The 18657-nt window shown below is 39.7% G+C and carries 17 protein-coding genes; 6 read left to right on the top strand and 11 right to left on the bottom strand.

Annotation, left to right across the window (positions count from 1 at the left end):
- Positions 1-29 precede the first annotated feature (29 nt).
- Complete coding sequence (locus L1S31_RS09485) at positions 30-1562, bottom strand: T9SS type A sorting domain-containing protein (RefSeq protein WP_236464490.1); 1533 nt, start codon at positions 1560-1562, stop codon at positions 30-32.
- A gap of 142 nt (positions 1563-1704) precedes the next feature.
- Here L1S31_RS09485 and L1S31_RS09480 point away from each other — a divergent pair, with 142 nt between their 5' ends.
- Positions 1705-2478 carry a S1/P1 nuclease gene (locus L1S31_RS09480; protein WP_236464489.1) on the top strand — a complete coding sequence of 258 codons (774 nt, stop codon included), beginning with the start codon at positions 1705-1707 and terminating at the stop codon, positions 2476-2478.
- Between the two features lie 6 nt (positions 2479-2484).
- Here the strand turns inward: L1S31_RS09480 and L1S31_RS09475 are convergent, their stop codons facing one another.
- The 5 genes from L1S31_RS09475 to L1S31_RS09455 form a co-directional block, all read right to left on the bottom strand.
- The gene (locus tag L1S31_RS09475; RefSeq protein ID WP_236464488.1) at positions 2485-3345 is read right to left on the bottom strand and encodes a hypothetical protein; all 861 of its coding nucleotides are present in this window, start codon (positions 3343-3345) and stop codon (positions 2485-2487) included.
- Positions 3346-3474: 129 nt separating this feature from the next.
- Complete coding sequence (locus L1S31_RS09470; protein WP_236464487.1) at positions 3475-4464, bottom strand: hypothetical protein; 990 nt, start codon at positions 4462-4464, stop codon at positions 3475-3477.
- A gap of 32 nt (positions 4465-4496) precedes the next feature.
- Positions 4497-5258 carry a hypothetical protein gene (locus tag L1S31_RS09465; protein ID WP_236464486.1) on the bottom strand — a complete coding sequence of 254 codons (762 nt, stop codon included), beginning with the start codon at positions 5256-5258 and terminating at the stop codon, positions 4497-4499.
- 126 nt (positions 5259-5384) lie between these two features.
- A complete protein-coding gene (locus L1S31_RS09460) occupies positions 5385-6170 on the bottom strand; it encodes a DUF3667 domain-containing protein (protein WP_236464485.1) in 786 nt (261 codons plus the stop codon).
- Positions 6171-6267: 97 nt separating this feature from the next.
- Positions 6268-6669 (bottom strand): energy transducer TonB, encoded by a 402-nt coding sequence (locus tag L1S31_RS09455; RefSeq protein WP_236464484.1) that lies wholly within the window; start codon positions 6667-6669, stop codon positions 6268-6270.
- A 269-nt stretch (positions 6670-6938) separates the two neighbouring features.
- Here L1S31_RS09455 and L1S31_RS09450 point away from each other — a divergent pair, with 269 nt between their 5' ends.
- Complete coding sequence (locus tag L1S31_RS09450; RefSeq protein ID WP_236464483.1) at positions 6939-7199, top strand: helix-turn-helix domain-containing protein; 261 nt, start codon at positions 6939-6941, stop codon at positions 7197-7199.
- A 60-nt stretch (positions 7200-7259) separates the two neighbouring features.
- Here L1S31_RS09450 and L1S31_RS09445 read toward each other — a convergent pair whose 3' ends face one another.
- A complete protein-coding gene (locus L1S31_RS09445) occupies positions 7260-8648 on the bottom strand; it encodes a caspase family protein (protein ID WP_236464482.1) in 1389 nt (462 codons plus the stop codon).
- Between the two features lie 78 nt (positions 8649-8726).
- Complete coding sequence (locus L1S31_RS09440) at positions 8727-9770, bottom strand: type I restriction enzyme HsdR N-terminal domain-containing protein (RefSeq protein ID WP_236464481.1); 1044 nt, start codon at positions 9768-9770, stop codon at positions 8727-8729.
- Positions 9771-10168: 398 nt separating this feature from the next.
- Here L1S31_RS09440 and L1S31_RS09435 point away from each other — a divergent pair, with 398 nt between their 5' ends.
- The gene (locus tag L1S31_RS09435; RefSeq protein ID WP_255702239.1) at positions 10169-10810 is read left to right on the top strand and encodes a DUF6266 family protein; all 642 of its coding nucleotides are present in this window, start codon (positions 10169-10171) and stop codon (positions 10808-10810) included.
- A 443-nt stretch (positions 10811-11253) separates the two neighbouring features.
- Here L1S31_RS09435 and L1S31_RS09430 read toward each other — a convergent pair whose 3' ends face one another.
- From L1S31_RS09430 to L1S31_RS09420, 3 genes are all read right to left on the bottom strand, one after another.
- Positions 11254-11685, bottom strand: coding sequence for a hypothetical protein (locus tag L1S31_RS09430; RefSeq protein WP_236464480.1), 432 nt, complete (start codon positions 11683-11685; stop codon positions 11254-11256).
- An 11-nt stretch (positions 11686-11696) separates the two neighbouring features.
- Positions 11697-11873 carry a hypothetical protein gene (locus L1S31_RS09425; RefSeq protein ID WP_236464479.1) on the bottom strand — a complete coding sequence of 59 codons (177 nt, stop codon included), beginning with the start codon at positions 11871-11873 and terminating at the stop codon, positions 11697-11699.
- A gap of 250 nt (positions 11874-12123) precedes the next feature.
- Positions 12124-12888 (bottom strand): DUF4382 domain-containing protein, encoded by a 765-nt coding sequence (locus L1S31_RS09420; RefSeq protein WP_236464478.1) that lies wholly within the window; start codon positions 12886-12888, stop codon positions 12124-12126.
- A gap of 561 nt (positions 12889-13449) precedes the next feature.
- Here L1S31_RS09420 and L1S31_RS09415 point away from each other — a divergent pair.
- From L1S31_RS09415 to L1S31_RS09405, 3 genes are all read left to right on the top strand, one after another.
- A complete protein-coding gene (locus tag L1S31_RS09415; RefSeq protein ID WP_236464477.1) occupies positions 13450-14028 on the top strand; it encodes a TetR/AcrR family transcriptional regulator in 579 nt (192 codons plus the stop codon).
- 273 nt (positions 14029-14301) lie between these two features.
- Positions 14302-15432, top strand: coding sequence for an efflux RND transporter periplasmic adaptor subunit (locus tag L1S31_RS09410; RefSeq protein WP_236464476.1), 1131 nt, complete (start codon positions 14302-14304; stop codon positions 15430-15432).
- A 23-nt stretch (positions 15433-15455) separates the two neighbouring features.
- On the top strand, positions 15456-18632 hold the full coding sequence (locus tag L1S31_RS09405) for an efflux RND transporter permease subunit (protein ID WP_236464475.1): 3177 nt from the start codon (positions 15456-15458) through the stop codon (positions 18630-18632).
- Positions 18633-18657: the final 25 nt, after the last annotated feature.

Raw genomic sequence — 18657 nt, 5'->3', positions numbered from 1 at the left:
ATATAGGCATTTCACTTTGTATGATTGACTTACTGCCTGATGATTTTCTGTATAGAAGTCATGCCTTCGGTTGAAATGCTTTTCACAAAATAAACACCGGTTGGCAATGAAGTAAGGTTAGCTTCTTTGGTATTTTTCACCTCGTAAACAAGTTCCCCTCTCACCGAATAAACAGCAATGTTTTCCATATCGGTATCAGTGTGTATGCTGTTAGTTGTTGGATTAGGGTAAAAAGTATTTTTAGGTCTTGCAATGTCAGAAGTTGCAAGGTTATAAGCAGCAATGTCCATTTTGTACAATCCCGATTCGGTTGCGGTTACCGCATAAAAATAGAGGTAATTATTATAGGCCAATAATGGTCCCGAATAATAACCGCTGGCAGTTGTAAAATAGTTTGGTGCTACGATAGGGAGCGTATTGGCTTCAGTGCCATCAGAAGTATAGATGCGCCAGCCATCACTTGGGGAATTGCTTTTGGTGGCTACAAAGAAAAGGGCATTGTTATGTACCAACGGATAAATAGGGCTCATTCCCTCGCTTCCTTCGTTGATATCCTTTACCAGTTCGGAACCTGCATTGGTACCATCGGTTTTCCATAATTCAGGGCCATAAGGAGTGCCGTATACCGTGCCATAAATCTTATTGTTGTAGAAGGTTCCGTAGAAGGTCTTAAACGGAAGCGTAGTCAAAACCGGTGTGCTCACTCCATCCGATGTATACACTCCATTATCATTCGTAAGATATATTGTATTGTTGAGCACAAACGGAAAACTAACCGACGTATCGTATTGCTCAAGCGTATCCCAGGCAAAGTTTGTATTGATGGCATTCGTATCGAGGTTGAACGAAACAAACTTAAACGCCCCATTATAAATCACCAGGTATACCAAGTTATTATTGACTTTGGTTACAATAGTCCGGCTTGATGTTAAAGAAGAGGCCAGATAAGGTGCATCATAAATGATAGTGGTTGAGTTAGGCGGCAGGAATTTGTCAATGCGGCGCCTTCCTGACCTGAAATACAACTGATCGTTATATTCGTAAAAACCTACCGTTTCCCCAATTGCTGATGTGCCACCAGATTTCAGTTCAAGGGTAGTATTAGTGATTAAATTCTTGACATAAGTATTGGTCGAATTATAGTTGTAAATCAAATAATGCTTAAAGACATAAACAATATCACACCACTGGGCAAGCTCAGTAATGGTATCAGTGAGTGTGTCGATCTTATTCAGTCGGGTACCACAAAGGAAATAGATGTCGTTGTCGTAAAACTTGAACTCCCTTGGCCTCGCAAAGAAATAGGTTGACCCTGCTAAACCCGGCGCATTATAAATGAAGGTTTCATCAGTATCAAGATTAACCCTTACCACTTGGTAGCGCTGTACCGTGCCTATCATTTTGGTCGTATAGCAATACAGAAAATTGTTCTTAACAATAATAGGAACCATAGCACGGTCTGTAGCATCCAAACCAGAATCAACAGGTCCAGGGATACGGGTTATGGTTTGTGCCGAAACGCCAAAGCCGATTAAAAGTAAAAGTGCTATAAATTTTCTCATCCTGTCATTATTTGGCGGTAAAGATACTATAATCTGTAACTTATGGAATAACTATTTTTGAATCTCTTCCGCTTTTTAACACATTGCTAACGCTCCACACTCCTTACTTAGATTACTTTTACCCGCATAAAATCCCACTTTTATGAAATATGCATTTTACAGAACTGCGGTGCTGACCGTTGTATTGCTTTTGGCTACAGCCCAATCCTTTGCATGGGGAGGCGAGGGCCATACATTAGTCGCTCAGGTAGCCTTTAGCCATATGGATGAAACTACCAAACGCAACGTGATGAAATACCTTGACGGCATGACGCTGGCAGAAGCCGCCAACTGGATGGACGCCATCAAAAGCGACCACGCCAACGACTATATGAAACCCTGGCATTACATCGACTTTGAAAAAGGCGCAACGCAGGCAGCCGACCCTGAAAACATCGTAACAGTTTTAAACCGTACGCTAAAGGAGCTCGACCATAAGGAAACACTTTCGCATGACGAAATCAAAAAGAGGATTTTGTACCTTTTCCACCTGATTGGCGATTTGCACCAGCCATTGCACGTAGGCTATCCTTCGGATAAAGGTGGGAATACCGTACAGCTGAACTTTATGGGAAGCAGCGGAACCAACCTGCATGCCACCTGGGATAACGCCATCATAGAATATAAGGCAACCTCGCTCGCTGATGTGCTCAACAGCAAAAAATACACTCCCGAAGAACTGGCAGCCGTACAGAAAATAGACGTCATCGGCTGGGCAAAACAATCCAGAGGCTACCTAAAGGATGCCTACACCGTAAAGAACAACAAGGCAGACGACCGTTATGTAGACGCTGTGTATCCGATTATCAAAACACAGTTATTGGACGCAGGGATTCGATTGGCTGCAGTATTGGAGCATTATTTTAAGACGGTTTAAGAGAGATTATTCCTCATTCCCATTTGTATTGCCCTCATTTTCTTGATTGACATTTGTGTTATTTTCATTATTTACATTATTGGCATTGTTGAAAACAACATTCCCGTTAAACTCTACATGATTGAAGTTAGTTTGCCCAACAATTTGCGTCACGTTCTCTGTTTTTTGGCTAATCTTCTTCCTGTTTGTGGGAGTATTTATCCGCTTAATGTTGGCTGCGTCAATTTCATTTTTTCTTAAAAGATTATTGAACTCTACACTTTCAGCCTCTGCATTTGCTTTTCTTGCTTCTGCATCTGCCTTCCTTGCTTCTGCATCTGCCTTTCTCGCATCTGCATCCAACTTTCTTTCCGTTGCGTCTGTAATCCTTTTATGCGATGAGGTTATCTGTTCAGTTTGCTGTTTATTGGCAACAGCCTGATTGTGGTGATCATTTCTATCTATCCCTATAAGCAAACCTACCGTAACCGCTAAGGCAATCTTTACTTTTTTCGGCGAATTCTTGACAAGATCACTAAATACGGTATATATGGATTGTCCTGTTTTTACGTGGTTGATAACTAACATTTCTTTTGGCCCGACTTCCTTCTCATATAGCATAAAGTAAACCAGCTCATACAAATCGTTTATGTTTGCTATCAGTAAGGCAAAGTCCTTTACCTGCAAATAATCATATTTTAGATACATACGAATACTATATCCTCCTTCGCCGTTGTCTTGATTTAGCCATTCTATCTCATTCCCGGGAGGGTTAGTGATTTCGGGATAAATCCTTTCAACCATTGCATGTCCGCGTTGTACAGGAACCTTTATCCTACGTGTCACATCATGTTGGGCATTTTGCTGCACGAATCTTGTTTTTGCCATTATAAATTGTTTTGGTTAGTACCTTAAATTTACAAAACGATGATAAACAAGCGTAATTGCGATTAAAACTTTCGTTTAAAAACTAGAATTACCGATAAAATGTAAAATAAATTGTAATGCAATCCGTTGCTAATGCTTATTCGAAATAAAGAAATGCGAAAACTCAATATTCTCATTCGAAATTTTATCGGACTTGTATATGTTTTTCCGTAAATGTTTTAGATAACGCTGGTCTTTTGTTTGCAGCAAGACCTTAATGCTTTTACGGTCTTTCAAACTGTCATGGGAAGTTATTATGTGGTTTATATGGTAGGCAAAAGCTGCTTCCAATAGGTTCCCAATTTCAAATTTTACATTTTTACTTTTCAAAGTAATGTCCTTTTTTACAAAAGCAATGCTGAAGACAAGCAACATGTCTGCTTTTTCATCCTCAAATATTGTTGATAATGGGGAAACCAACTCAGAAGTAAATTCAGTATCTCCTATCTCTCCGTTTAAATAATCTTCTATCTTTTTTTCATTTACGGGAATTATGTGGGTGTAGCCTATGGGTTCTGACTCCTCATTAACAATAAGCATAAGTACCGTCTTGTTTTTTTTGAAATGGGAGTTGTTCCTTTTATATTTATTTACAAACGAGTCTGCCCAAACGCTGTTTCGGAACGCCCGAACATTTAACTGTGAAATATCTGTGATTTGCTGAGGTGTGGGAAATTTGAAATACGAGTCATCAATCTGGCTTGTTCTTAAATGAAACCTGCCCTTAGTTCTAATGATAACATATTTTCCGGGAAAGATAAAATCATCACTTGAAATGCCGCCACTGTGTAGTTTATTGGAAAGATATCTTATCAATAACCACGAGATGCCGATTAAAAATAACGAACCAAGGGCAGTATAAATCTTTTTTAAATCGGGATTACTAATTGTATGGGAATTATTAAAAAGATAAGCAATTATAATAATTGGGAAAAGCGGAGCAGCTACCTTGATTAAATTGGACGGTTTAATTATTTTGTTCTTGTAAATTACATCCAAATGGTACAACTCCCTGAGTATAGTCCTGAAGATTTTAAGCAGGAAGTATTTAAATTTTGCAAGTTTGAATTTAAATTTCATTATGTGCTGTATTAAAATTTGTCCGGTATTATTTAGCGTAGCCTAAGTGTCAATTCCTGACCTTCAGCAATTACCGGCATCCAAAGGATGTTGAATTGGGATAGCAATATGTTCTTTACATAGTTTACTCTTTCGTCCCTGCCTTCCGGCTGATTGATAAACAAATTCCTTGGCATCTTCAATTCATTCAACAGTCCCATTATTCTTTCAGCTTCTTCGGCCAAGGGTAACGCTTGTTGTTCGCGGTTTCCGGAAAACAAAAGCTCCTCTAGGTTTTGTTTATTGACTTGTTGGGGTTGGGAAAATAGGTATGCAAAGGATGCACCTGCTAAATAACAAAGACTGTGATGGCCGCTTCCGTGTGGAGGAAAATCTTCAATGGCAACAATCAGGCTGTTGGGCACAATCTGGTTATTTATATAATGCCGTGAGATATCGTCCTGCCTATTGAATTCAGGGGCAATGTAAAACACTTTATTTTGTGGTGCCCTTGCCTTCAGCAGGTGTAGTAGTTTATGCTGTTCATCATCGGTATGGATGTGGATACGCAGGTACGAACGCCCAAAAGTATCCCACTGCGCTTGATTGGGATTACGTCGCCTACTGACCAGGAACGGCCTTTTGAACTGAAAATATAAATGGTTATTTACCTGTACATCATATCCATAGCCCGGCTGGCCTTCCATATAAGTGCTCGGAAAAAAAGGGATGATGCACCAAAAGGTATATTTCTGAATGAATTCGAATGTAAAACAAAAGGAAAACTGTGTTTCCGAAAAACCGCATTCTGGCATGGATATGTTATTAATGTGGGTAGTTACAATTAAAAATACAAAACCCTAGTAAACCACCATAATACTATCATAAACTCTCGTTAAAAAACCCGAATTACCGATGAAATGAAAACTGTTTCTAAGGTATTACCCAAAAGGAGCAATATTCACCGGACCAAATTTCCAATTTGATACAAAGCCGAAAGCGATTACGAACAAAATGTAGATTTCAAGGCAGATTAAGGCATAAAACAACACCATCCTGTAGGCAATGCCCCATTTGGAATAGTCACTGCCAAAGGCATTGATATAACCATAAATTACATAGGCATTGATGATGACCGTTACGACCATGCTGGCAGCCATGCCACTCCAATTTAAAAAATTGTTTATCGGAAAATAGAGATTGGCGAAAGTGCCCAACAGTAAAATCCCCAGCAATATCATTCCGGATATTATCGAATGCTCGCTTAGATTGAGTTTCTTCCTTCGGAATAAAATAAAGGTGTTCAATGCGGCAAAGGGCACATACAGAAACAGGATGAATTTGCTTTTCTGGATAAATAGTTCGTCCATCTTCCTGCTGGCTTCATTCAGGTAAACCTTAGGAGGGAGGACTTCTTCAGGGTAGAGCAGCTCATCGATATGACGTATGAACAGCATCACCCCAATAGCCATCAGGATCAGGTAAAACACATTGTAATACCGCTTGCGTTTTCCTGCAATGTATTCCAGTGCGGCTTTTCCCGGGCGTACCAATGCCTGCTTCGCGGTAAACAGGATTCCCTTATCAAGATGGAACGTACCGTGCACCACATCGTGGAAGATAAAGTTTTTAAAGGTAATGCGGTGGGTGTCGGCTTTCTGCCCGCAGCCCGAACAGAATTTATTGGTCAATTGGTCTCCGCAGTTAAGGCAGTTAGGGTTGGTCATGTATCGTTACGCTGGTTAGTTGGTCATAGGATTGTTAGATGACCCTAATATAAACAAATTTTACTTTCAGTCAAAACGCTGTTATAGGTGTTGCAGTTTAGGGTTTAGGATATGGTAATGCAATTAATTTAGTGATTGGAACCTTCTTGCCATTAAGGGTTGCCGGCTGCCACATCGGAGATTTCCTTAGCGCTCTTGCTGCTTCAATTGCAAGCTGCTCACCAAAATTTCCCAGGTCGTTTTTTACAAGTTTAGCCTCTGTTACAAAGCCCTCGACCCCTATCGTATAACTCATCACAATCTCTCCGGTTATATCATTTTCACTATCCGGCCAGTATAAATTATAGTGGAGGTATTTATTAAATAGTTTCATATCGCCTGGAAAGGCTGCATCTATTACCGTTCTTGATGGCAATGGTTTAGAGCCTTTAGGGACACTCTTCTGGCTGAAATTGTATTGGGAAATAAAACAGCAAAGAAACAATAAATAAATTTTCATAATGTTTTTAATAGAGGGTTTTTAGCAATTGCTTATGAGGTGCCGACGGTTCCTGCAGCAATGGCGAACTTATTAATTAAGTGGAAAGATAAGCAAAATTTGAATTGTATAATGCTACCGGTAATTTCACTTAAGAAATGCTTAAGAATCGCAAAATGAGAAAAAAGGCACGGCATTTGTAATCGCAATCTTATGTCGCACTCACGGACTGACGCCACTAGGTCTGTTAAATTATTTTGCTTATGACTCAAAAATACTTTAACATTCTCATGAAGAGAATAGACCAACTTGAAGCGCTTATTCAAGTTATTGGAAACACCCAACCCGAAGAAATACTGCTCGACAGTTACCAAATGCGCGAGCTGCTGAATTGCAGCGACTCCACCTTACGCCGGCTCCGTGCCAACGGAACCATACCCTGTAATAAGATTGGAAACAAGTACTACTATCCAAAGAACTTCTTTACGCAGGAATTCCTTAATACCATTATTAAGTTGGATGATCCTTCGAAGCGGTTTGATGATAAATAGTTTGTATGTTTGCAGTATTATATGAGGGCGAGGACGGGAAACTGTTTGAGCCCTCTACTTTTAATCCTTGTATAATTTGATTTTTATCCAATCTTGTGCATTATATTCTCTTATAAATGATTCCGTTTCTTTAACCAACCTATCATTTTCATTGAATTCAAGTGTTATGGTTTTCCCATGCCTTTGAGCCTCACTTAAAAAATTATTAATAGAAAGTTTAATTAAACTCCTCATCATAACGTAGTTCTCAAATCGTATTGTGTAACCATCACATTCATCAGGTATATCTAAAACTTGTTTGTTCAAATCATAAACTTCTTTCCAGCTAACATTTATCTGGCAAATTTCGTTCATGCCCAATTCCTTAAAATAAAAATCATAAAAATTCAGGCCATTGTCAGTGTAAGATTTAAAACTGAAAAAGTCACCAAAGTCTTTTAAAAATTGCTGTGCAGTTTTTATTCCCCCTCCGGCCTTAACTCCTTCATTCTTATCAAATAAATTAAAATAAGTGCCATCATCAACGAATGTGATACGATTTTTCATAACTTCAATGCTTCGTACCGTTGAATTTCCTTTAGAAGATGATGCTACATTATCAAAGTGTTCCCGTGCCAATCTGAGAAATTCCCCTTTTACAGATTCTTTTGTACTCAGATAGCGATTAAATGAATTCAACAGACTCGCCCAATTGAAGTCTGAAGGGTCGTCAATATCATGTCTTGCGTAGAAGTTATTGCTTTCAAAACTATTAGCCAAAGGATAGCTGCCAATACTTTTAACTTGTTGAAAAGGGCTTTGATCGAAATGAGGATTCGATTTAAAAAAAGAGTCAACTTTTGAAAACAATGTATTTACATCAAGGCATTCATATTCATCATAAGAGACTAAATCAGAAATGGCAGAAATTAAAAAATAAGTAAATCTTCCATTTTGAAGATCTATTGATTCTTTTGCCTTTTCATCTGCGGAGCTGGCTGAAATTATATAATAACCTGTTGATTTTTTTGAACTTAGCGAAAAGAATTGTGCAGATTTATCTGCTTCGGGATATCCAATTCCAGAATAGCAACTATCAAAAATTAAAATCTTTGTTTTGGGTGAAAGCTTTTCAAGTTCGGCTATTATCTCGGAAATTGTAACAGCCTTGTCCTTGAATATTACAGTCGTTTCGTTTGCAGGTATTCCATGCCCTGAAAAGTAAAAAAATATGTCATCGTTGGAATATTGAAACTCATTACTTAATGCTTCGATTGTTTTTACAAAAGTTTCCCAAATATTCCCATTTGGTTTCGTTTTTTCACTTTTTATAATTCTAAGATTTCCATCATCAACATTACAAAATTCTGTAAAAACCTGTGCCATGTTAGATGCATCTTTTGCGCAGAATGACAGAGGCTTTATTTCGTAATCATTAATTCCGATAGTGATTGCGTATCGTTTGCTCATGTATTTTATTTTTTGTTTATCAATTAGGAGTTTTGTAATTGAGAAAGATCATATAAGCACAGCAAAATAAAGAATTAATTAATATAAGTTACTCAATGCTGATTCTAATAATTCCTTTTTCAGCTTTGTAATTGTAGCAACTGTTACTTCTTCTAAATCATAACGAAATCCATTTATTTCAACAGTTTTTACTTTTTCTTTAAACACAAAGGAGCAGATATTTTTGTTCTGATTCTCATCAACAATTATGGCAAATTTGTTTTTCATATCACGATAAGTAATTCGGGAAAGCTGAGGTTCCTTAATTTTAGATGACATTGCTAAAATGGTCTTCACAACATTATATGCCTTGATTTCTTCATCTGTTGTTATGATACCTGAATTTGAAGCAGCAATTTCTTTTTTAATTACTTTATCCAGGGCTGTTTTAATCGAGCCTGAGTTAACCAAAAGTTTTATTTGATTTAGTACCTTATCAGAAGAGCGTTGTCCGCCCATATTTTTATAGATAAGTTTAGCTAAATCATCGCTTGGAACTGATAAGGTTTGACAGAAAGCATTATCAAATTCATCCAGAAAATAAATATCTTCTGCTTCTGCTAGGATATCTTTTATTTCAAGATTCTGATGATTGAATAATGCCAGCTTTTCTATATCAGCAGTTTCATATGCCAAAAGGTTAAATGCAAAAAAAGGTTTTGGATTCAATCCCTTTTTCTGTTTTGTATCGACTGCATGGAAATTATAGATGATTCCATTAGTGACAATACCAATTTTCGCAGAAGGAGTATACAAACAGTACTCATTCAACTGCCTGAAGTGATTATCGGTTAAATTGGCAGTCACACTCTTGCATTCGACCAACATTACAGGTTCTTTTTTTCCTAATGTAATTGCAATGTCAACACGGCGGTTTTTTTTGTCCGCCATATCTGCATAATATTCATGAGTATAGTGGTCAATTTTTCTATAATTCAAATGATTTAAAAAAGTGTGAATTAAGTTGTCACGAGTTTGGGTTTCATCCTTACTTGCTGCAATTGCTTTTTTGAAATCCCAATTATCCAAACTTTTTTTGAGACTGTTGGTAACCTGTTTTAATCTTTTTGAATCTAATGGCATAAGTACTTTTTTATATTTATTTGAAAGACAATGGATTTATTGGTTAGCTAACGTAATTAATCTTTTCAGTTCTTACAACTAATTGTTAATAACTTACTTACTAAAATCCATAATTCTTTCGCATTATGTTCGGGTCTTCTCCACAAAAACCACCCATTTTGCGAACAAAACCCAACCAACACCCGAACAACATCCGAAAAACCATATCAAAAATGGCAAAAGAAGTGTTCATTAAACGTCAATAGCGTTCTTTAGCGTTCAATATGCATCACTACTGTTCAATTTCGTTCACAGGTGTTCACGCCATTGCGAGCCTAAAACCGCTGTTCTAGCTTTGTCCTCAATCAGTTACCACTAGGGCTGAGGAACTATTTAGTAACCCGTTAAAACAAAAAATTATGGGAACTTATAACAAGGGCATATTGGGCCCATTTTCAGGAAAGGTTGGTACAGTGGTTGGTGCCAACTGGAGAGGTAAGGATGTGATGCGATCACTTCCAAAGAAAACCAACCGCACCCCAACCGAGACGCAGCAGCTCCAACGCCAGCTGTTTACTACGGTAGCTGAATTCCTTTCACCGATGAGCAATGTGCTGTCACGGTATTTTGGGCACAGTGGAGGTTACGTTAGCCGCAGGAACCAGGCGATGTCCTACCACATGACCGAAGCGGTGGAGTACGTAGACCCCAACTTTGACATCCTGTATAACAAGGTGCTGATTAGTAAGGGAGATTTGGTGGGGGTACAGAATCCAACTGCGGCATCTACCACTGCCGAAAAGATCAGCTACACCTGGGAGGACAATTCTGGGCAGGGTAGTGCCAAGGCTACCGACCAGCTGGTAGTCGTAATCTATGCTCCGGCAGAAAACCTGTATTACACACTGCTCAACGCGGCAGTCCGCAATGCCGGTTCGGTTACGATTACGTTGTCGTCGTATTTCTCGGGGCTTGAAGTGCAAAGTTGGATTACGTTTGCATCAGAGACAGGGAAGGCGTATGCGACGAGTGTGTATATGGGGGCAGTAACGATTGTTTGATTTTTTTATTTTCTTTTGGCTTGACCCAAAAGAAACAAAAGGTCAAGGCTTTGAATCTTCGGCGGTCAAATTTATTCTCGAATCTTAAATGAAAAGAACTCGCTATGCTCAAACAGCTTTTCATTTTACAGATTCTTCGAATATTTGACACTCGCCTGCCAGATTCTGATGCCAAAAAAACTGCTTCTTAGAACAGCGGGGTAAAAGCCGCCCTCATATAAAAATCGTAATAAAACAATGCAGAAGCAAAGTGGCAGCGCTCCACGAGTTGAGCGAAGCGAACGGCTTGGGGCGCGGAACGAAGCTTCAAAGTAGTTTTTGAGATTTTTATATGCAGGCTTGATTTTTTTGATTACTTTTTTCATCAAGGAAAAAAGTAATAGATAATAAAAAAACCGCCTATAAACTAGTTCAGGCGGTTTCCGCATTTAATTGTGGTAGAATTAAATAATGATATAACACCCTGCCATGGCAAAGGCAAAAACGATATGCCCTGCAAACAGCAGGCTATAATATCCCGCAGCGTTCATTTGTGGCCGGCTTTGGGATTTGACAAACAGGAATGCCCAGAACAGTATGCTGAAGATTCCGATAAGCGATCCATAAAGTAATATGTTTTCATAGGAAAGCGTCATCCACCCATTCGCAAGCAGTGCCTGGAATACGATGACAAACAAAAAGCCCATAGCGTACTGTACGCCCAAACCAATCCTGCGGTTGGTCTTGGTATCGAGTACATTGAAGTGACTGATGACAGCAGCCAAAAGATAAGGTTCCTGGAAAGGCTGGTGGAACATTTCCGAAGTAACGTAACTAAAGATAGTCTTTAGGCTGGTGGCGGCAAACGCTGCAGTAAGGAGTATTAATAAAATCATATACAGCCTTATTAAATTCCCGCAGGGTAAAATTCACCAAAAGCATGTTCATAATCAGTTTCGCTTTCGTAAACGTCAGCTTCAGTAATAATCCTGTCCCCATTGATAAGGTGGATTGTTGTTAATAGCGCCGACTCCAATACATTGGTGCAGGCTGTTAGTGGGTTAAGGATTTCGTGGGCTTTCATCGTAATTGTTTTTATTTGACTTTACAAAATTATAAAAGGGGCTATCTTTTTCATTTACAGGATTTTTGGACGGGGTTTCATAATTTCCATTTCGAGTAATTACATCCGTCACTTCGAGTGTTTCGTCAGTGATGACGAAATGTATCGAGAAGCCTTATTCAAAATAAAAACCGCCCACAGGTTGCTCTGCAGACGGTTCCTTTTAAGTACTATGGGCTTAAAAACTAACCTAACCTTTTAAATCATAGCACTATAGGTTTATAGCTCCAATATTGGTAGTGGTACTATTGGTTACTACCACATTTTGCTGTGTTACCGCCTGACCAGGGAATGCAGGTGTAGCGGTTACCGTGTACGTTCCTGCAGGAAGGCCTGCCATTTGGAACATTCCGGCTGCATTTACATTGGTAGAATACTCTACGTTTGAAGAAGAGGTAGCCATAATCACCGCTTTAGTTCCCACTGAGTTGATTCTTCCCAGGATGATTCCTGATGTAGAAGCAACAATGGTTCTCAATACCGGTTTCAGTTTGTAAACACCTGCTCCGGTTTCCACGATAGAAGTGTTGGCATCAAAATCGATTAGGATTTCGTTTTCAACATTTTCCAACAAGGTCTGCGTTACATTGATCTTTAAACCTGATTGATCGGCACTTGGTGTTGATAAAGGATATACGATACCATTCAGTTTAACGGTATTGTTGTTCCCCAATAATAATCGGATCTGCGATGCCTTAACATCGCCCATTTCGCTCGTGGCAATCATGGTACTGATACCATTCGACAAAGTCAATAGGTTGTAAATCCCGGCAGTGGTATTCAGCGTGATGGTCTGTCCGTTGCTTCCAATCACCTCTACAGCCTGTAAATCAATGTTTACTTCGTCATAAGGTCCGGGAGCATCCGTCATACGCACCTTGTACGCATACTTGCCTGAATCGTTGGAATCGCTGCTGCAGGCGTTAAATGACAATCCAACAACAATAACAGCGGCAATAAAAATTAACTTTTTCATATTTAGTATTTAGTGTTGTGAATTAGGTATCACAACACTACAAAGGTGGTGCTATTGCTTGGGGGATTGTTGTACGATGCAGGGTAAGGTTTGTATAATTGCCATGCGGGTTACGGTTGGTAGCCTGCCAGATTATTTCATCCGTTAGGCTTTGCCTAAGGTCTAATACTAAAAAACTGCGTCTTAGAACAGTGGGGTAAAAGCCGCCCTCATATAAAAATCGTAATAAAACAATGAAGAAGCGCAGGGGCAGCGCTCCACGAGTTGAGCGAAGCGAACGGCTTGGGACGCGGAACGCAACTTCGAAGTAGTTTTAGAGATTTTTATAAGTAGGCCTGACACGAGCGAAGCGAACTGGCGCAGCATTTTTTAGTTACTTTTTTTATCAAGAAAAAAAGTAATGATAAAAATAATAATCATTACAACCACTCTACTTAATTATAGTCACTATACGTGAGACCCTGATTTCATTGCGTTTTTTAAAATAATTATAAAAAAACGTTAATTCTGGAACAACCGTTTCAAAATTAATTATATCTTTGTCCCAGTAATTTGAATATCATGGCACGCAGTGTTGAATTTAATGAATGTGAGATCATAGAAAAAGCAATGAACGTCTTTTGGGAAAAAGGCTATCACGGTACTTCCATGCAGGATTTGGTAGATGCGATGCAGATTAACCGAAGCAGTTTGTATAATACTATTGGCGACAAACACTGTCTTTTCATTAAATGTGTAACTTCTTATGTAGAAGCCGGATTTCGTGAAACGGAAGAAAAGATTGCCAAAGAGGAATCAGCTTTAAAGGCATTGATTAATATCATCAGGGATAAAGCGGCATGGGTTGTCGACAGCGAAAGAGGTTGTCTGGGTATTAAGACCGTGTTTGAAATTGCACCTGAAGACGAAGAGGTTCGGAATTTATTATGCAAAAACGGGTCGCGTTATCAACAAATGATGACCAACCTGATCCAAAAGGCGATAGATGATGGAGAGTTGGATGGAAGTGAAGATGCTTCGCTACTTGCAGAATACATTATGACGACATTTACAGGATGGAAACAGACCTTTATCATAAACCAAGATCCCATCATCATCAAAAAGATGTCTGAATACCTTATTAAAAGTATTACGCGTTAATACTTTTTTTTAACACCAATTCTGGAACGTTTATTTCAAAAAGTAAATGTCGGGAAGAACTATAATAATTTTTAAAAACAGCTCTAATTCTGGAACAAACGTTTCAAAATTAAGAAGTTAAGAGGCAGTAAATTTTTAACAAACAGCATTAATTCTGGAACGTTTATTCCAAAACTAAAAACAAAAACTCAACATCAATAACTAGCAAAATCCAATCTCATGAAAAAGCAAAATCAACAATTAACATCAATACTAACAACAAAATCTAATCTTATGTACAAATTCATCACTCTGAGCTTAGTCGCTCTATTTTTAGCAAGCTGCGCCGATAAGAATGCCGGTGCACCACAAAACGCTCCGGCAACCTTACCTGTTATGGATGTTGCTTACGCTTCGGCCAACACCGACACCGAATATCCTGTAGCAATACAAGGAAAAACAGACGTTGAAATCCGCCCACAGGTTAGTGGGACTTTGGATAAAATCTTTGTAGATGAAGGTGCTTATGTTACAGCAGGGCAGCCTTTATTTAAAATCAATGACAATCCGTTCCGCCAGCAGTACAACAATGCTACTGCAAGTTTGAACGCTGCAGAGGCTGCAGTAATCAATGCCCAGTTGGAAATTGACAAACTGACTCCATTGGTAGCCAACAAAGTTGTATCGGATTACCAATTGAAAACAGCCAAAGCCAATCTGGCGATAGCCAAAGCAACTGTGGCACAATCAAGAGCCGTAGTAGGAACTGCACAGATTAATCTGGGTTACACCTTAATCAAAGCTCCGGTTAGCGGTTATATTGGAAGGCTTCCAAAAAAACAGGGAAGCTTAATCAACCAGGCTGACCCTGAAGCTTTGACTACACTTTCGGATACCAGGGATGTATACGCTTATTTCTCTTTGAGTGAAAATGACTTCATCAACTTTAAGGCACAATACAAAGGGAACACATTAAATGACAAATTAAAAGGTTTGGCTCCGGTTTCCTTAGTGCTTTCTGATGATACGGTTTATCCGCAACAGGGAAAGATTGATATGGTTGACGGCCAGTTTGACAAAACAACAGGTGCGATTACCTTAAGAGCAAAATTCCCAAATGCCAACGGTTTACTGCGTTCCGGAAATACCGGAAAGGTGAAAATCAGCATCAATCATCAAAACGCAATTGTAATTCCACAGGACGCTACTGTTGAAATACAGGATAAGGTGTATGTATTCCTTGTAGATAAAAAGAATGCAGTAAGCAGACAACCAGTTGTAGTATCAGGAAAAAGCGGTACCGATTATTTAATCAGCGAAGGCATCGCTTCGGGAGACCGAATCGTATTGAAAGGCTTTGAAAACCTGCCTGACGGCGCTACTATTATTCCGGATAACGCTAAAAAATCAGTAGCCAAATTATAATCTAAACCAACAAAATCTTAATCATGTTACAAAAATTTATTGACAGACCCGTGCTGTCAACAGTCATCGCTATACTTATTGTTATCCTAGGAACAATAGGCTTAAAGACACTTCCGCTACAGCAATTCCCCGACATTGCACCGCCGGCAGTACAGGTTGTTGCCCTTTATCCGGGTGCCAATGCAGAAACAGTTTTACGTTCGGTAGCACCTTCATTGGAAGAAGCTATCAACGGAGTTGAAAATATGAGCTATATGAGCTCTACGGCAAGTAATGACGGTTCGCTGGTGATTACGGTAAACTTTAAATTGGGCACCGACCCAGACCAGGCAGCCGTGAACGTTCAGAACAGGGTTTCACAAGCCACCAGCCAGTTGCCACAGGAAGTGGTTCAGGCGGGAATACAGACTACCAAAAAGCAGAACAGCCTTTTGATGGTGGTAGATTTATATACAGAGAATGAAAAACAATACGATCAGACCTTTTTGAACAATTATGCACAGATCAACATTATCCCGGATATTAAAAGGATTCCCGGAGTAGGACAGGCGTTCATTTTTGGAGGTAATAAGGATTATTCGATGCGTGTTTGGTTAAACCCATCAAAAATGGCCGCTTACCGATTAAGCTCTCAGGAGGTTTTGGCAGCCATTCAGGATAAAAACCTTGAAGCAGCACCAGGAAGATTTGGGGAAAGCAGCAAAGAAGCGTTCGAATATGTAATTAAATACAAAGGGAAGCTAAACCAGCCTCTTGAATATGAAAACATCGTAATCCACTCCAATGCTGACGGTTCTGTGCTTAGGTTAAAGGATGTGGCACGTGTTGAATTTGGTTCGTACACTTACGGAAGCAGCACGCGTATCGATGGAAAATCGGGATTGAATATTGGTATCTTCCAATTACCGGGTTCCAACTCAAGCGATGTGCAGATTGCCATTAAGGAAATGATGGAAAAAGCGTCTAAGGATTTTCCAAAGGATGTAAAACATTTGATTTTATACAATACCAAGGATTCTTTGGACATGTCGATTTCACAGGTAAAATCTACTTTGATTGAGGCATTCCTATTGGTATTCCTGGTAGTATTCCTGTTTCTTCAGGATTTCAGGGCAACCTTGATTCCGGCTATTGCGGTTCCGGTTTCTATTTTGGGAACCTTCTTCTTTATGCAGGTTTTTGGATTCTCAATCAACTTACTGACCCTTTTTGCCCTGGTGTTAGCCATCGGAATTGTAGTGGATGATGCCATAGTCGTCGTAGAGGCTGTGCACGAAAAAATGCACAGTAAAAGGTTGTCTGCAAAAGCGGCTACAACATCTGCGATGAGCGAAATTACAGGAGCGATTATTTCGATAACCCTTGTAATGTCGGCAGTGTTTTTACCTGTTGGATTCATGGAAGGCTCAACCGGTGTATTCTACCGTCAGTTCGCGTTTACTTTGGCAATAGCCATCGTAATTTCAGCTGTAAATGCATTGACTTTGAGTCCGGCTCTTGCTGCCTTATTCCTTAAAGACGTGCCTCATGATGACCATCACCACGGAGATGAGGTTAAGCCTAAAAACTTCAAGGAAAAATTCTTTGTTGGATTCAACAGTGGTTTTGACAAGCTGACCAGACAATATGTGAACAGCCTTCGTTTCCTAATTAAAAACAAATGGGTAAGCTTTGGTGGATTGGCAGTAGTAATTGTGGCAACGGCTTATATGGTAAAAAACACTTCTACAGGATTCATCCCATCAGAAGACCAGGGCTTTATTGCCATTTCGCTGTCAATGCCTGCGGGAGCATCTTTGGAAAGGACTAAGGAAGTAATGAAGGAAGTGGAAGGAACCTTAGGGAACCTGCCATCGAAAAAAGTACTGAATATCATTTCGGGCTTTAACATGCTGACTTCCTCTACAAGTTCTTCGGCAGGAGTTGCCTTCATATTGCTGAAACCCGCGAAAGAGCGTGGTGAACATCAGGATATCAATGACATCATGAACGATGTGCGTGGTAAACTTGCAGGAATAAAAGGTGGTAATTTCTTCGTGTTCACGTTTCCAACAGTTCCGGGTTTTAGTAACGTTGACGCTTTGGATATTGTACTGAAAGACAAAACCGGAGGAAGCATCAGCAAATTTAGTGGAGTGAGCCAGGCGTTTATTGGCGAATTGATGCAGCGTCCTGAGATTGCTGTAGCGTTTACCAGTTTTAAAGCCGATTATCCGCAATTGGAAATGGAAGTGGATGATGTGAAAGCCGAACAATTGGGCGTGAATGTGAGGGACATCCTGCAGACGATGCAGACCTACTACGGAAGCGCACAGGCATCCGATTTTAACCGATTTGGAAAATACTACCGTGTAATGGTTCAGGCGGAAGTAGCGTCAAGGACCAGCGCAGAATCCATGAATAATATTTTTGTCAAAAACAGGCATGGAGAGATGGTTCCGGTATCTTCATTGGTAAAATTGAAACCGGTCAACGGTTCTGAAACGGCTTCGAGATACAATCTTTTTAATTCTATTGGGATTAATGCCATCGCCAAACCAGGGTTTAGTTCCGGTGCTGCCATCAAAGCGGTTCAGGAAGTTGCCGAAACCAAACTGCCAAAAGGCTACACTATTGAATTTTCGGGTTTAACCAATGAGGAAATCACTTCTTCAGGGCAATCGGCAATGATATTCGGATTGAGTTTATTGTTTGTGTTCTTCCTATTGGCAGCACAATACGAAAGCTACATCCTTCCTCTGGCGGTGTTGTTATCGATACCAACAGGAATATTCGGAGTCTTTGCAGCCATTGGATTGACAGGAATAGAGAACAATATTTATGTTCAGGTTGCCTTAATCATGCTAATCGGACTGCTGGCCAAGAACGCCATCCTTATCGTGGAATACGCCGTTCAGAGAAGGAAAGCCGGTAAGTCGTTATTGGCTTCAGCCTTGGAAGCAGCTAAGCTTCGTTTACGACCAATCATCATGACTTCATTTGCCTTTGTTGTAGGGCTTACGCCGATGATGCGTGCCACAGGGCCATCCGCATTGGGTAACCACTCCATTAGTATTGGAGCAGCAGGAGGAATGGTTTCGGGAGTGATTTTAGGAATCTTCATCATTCCGGTGCTTTTCATTACGTTCCAGTATTTGCAGGAATTGGTAACAGGTAAACCTTTGGCTGTTATCAATAACGAAAAACACGAACAAGTATAATTCATACCAATAAAAATAATAATCA

The sequence above is a fragment of the Flavobacterium wongokense genome, from assembly GCF_021608265.1.
In the GTDB taxonomy this organism is placed as follows: Bacteria; Bacteroidota; Bacteroidia; order Flavobacteriales; family Flavobacteriaceae; genus Flavobacterium; species Flavobacterium wongokense.
The sequence above is the reverse complement of the archived record's forward strand: the minus strand, read 5'-3'. Positions and strand labels throughout refer to the sequence as shown.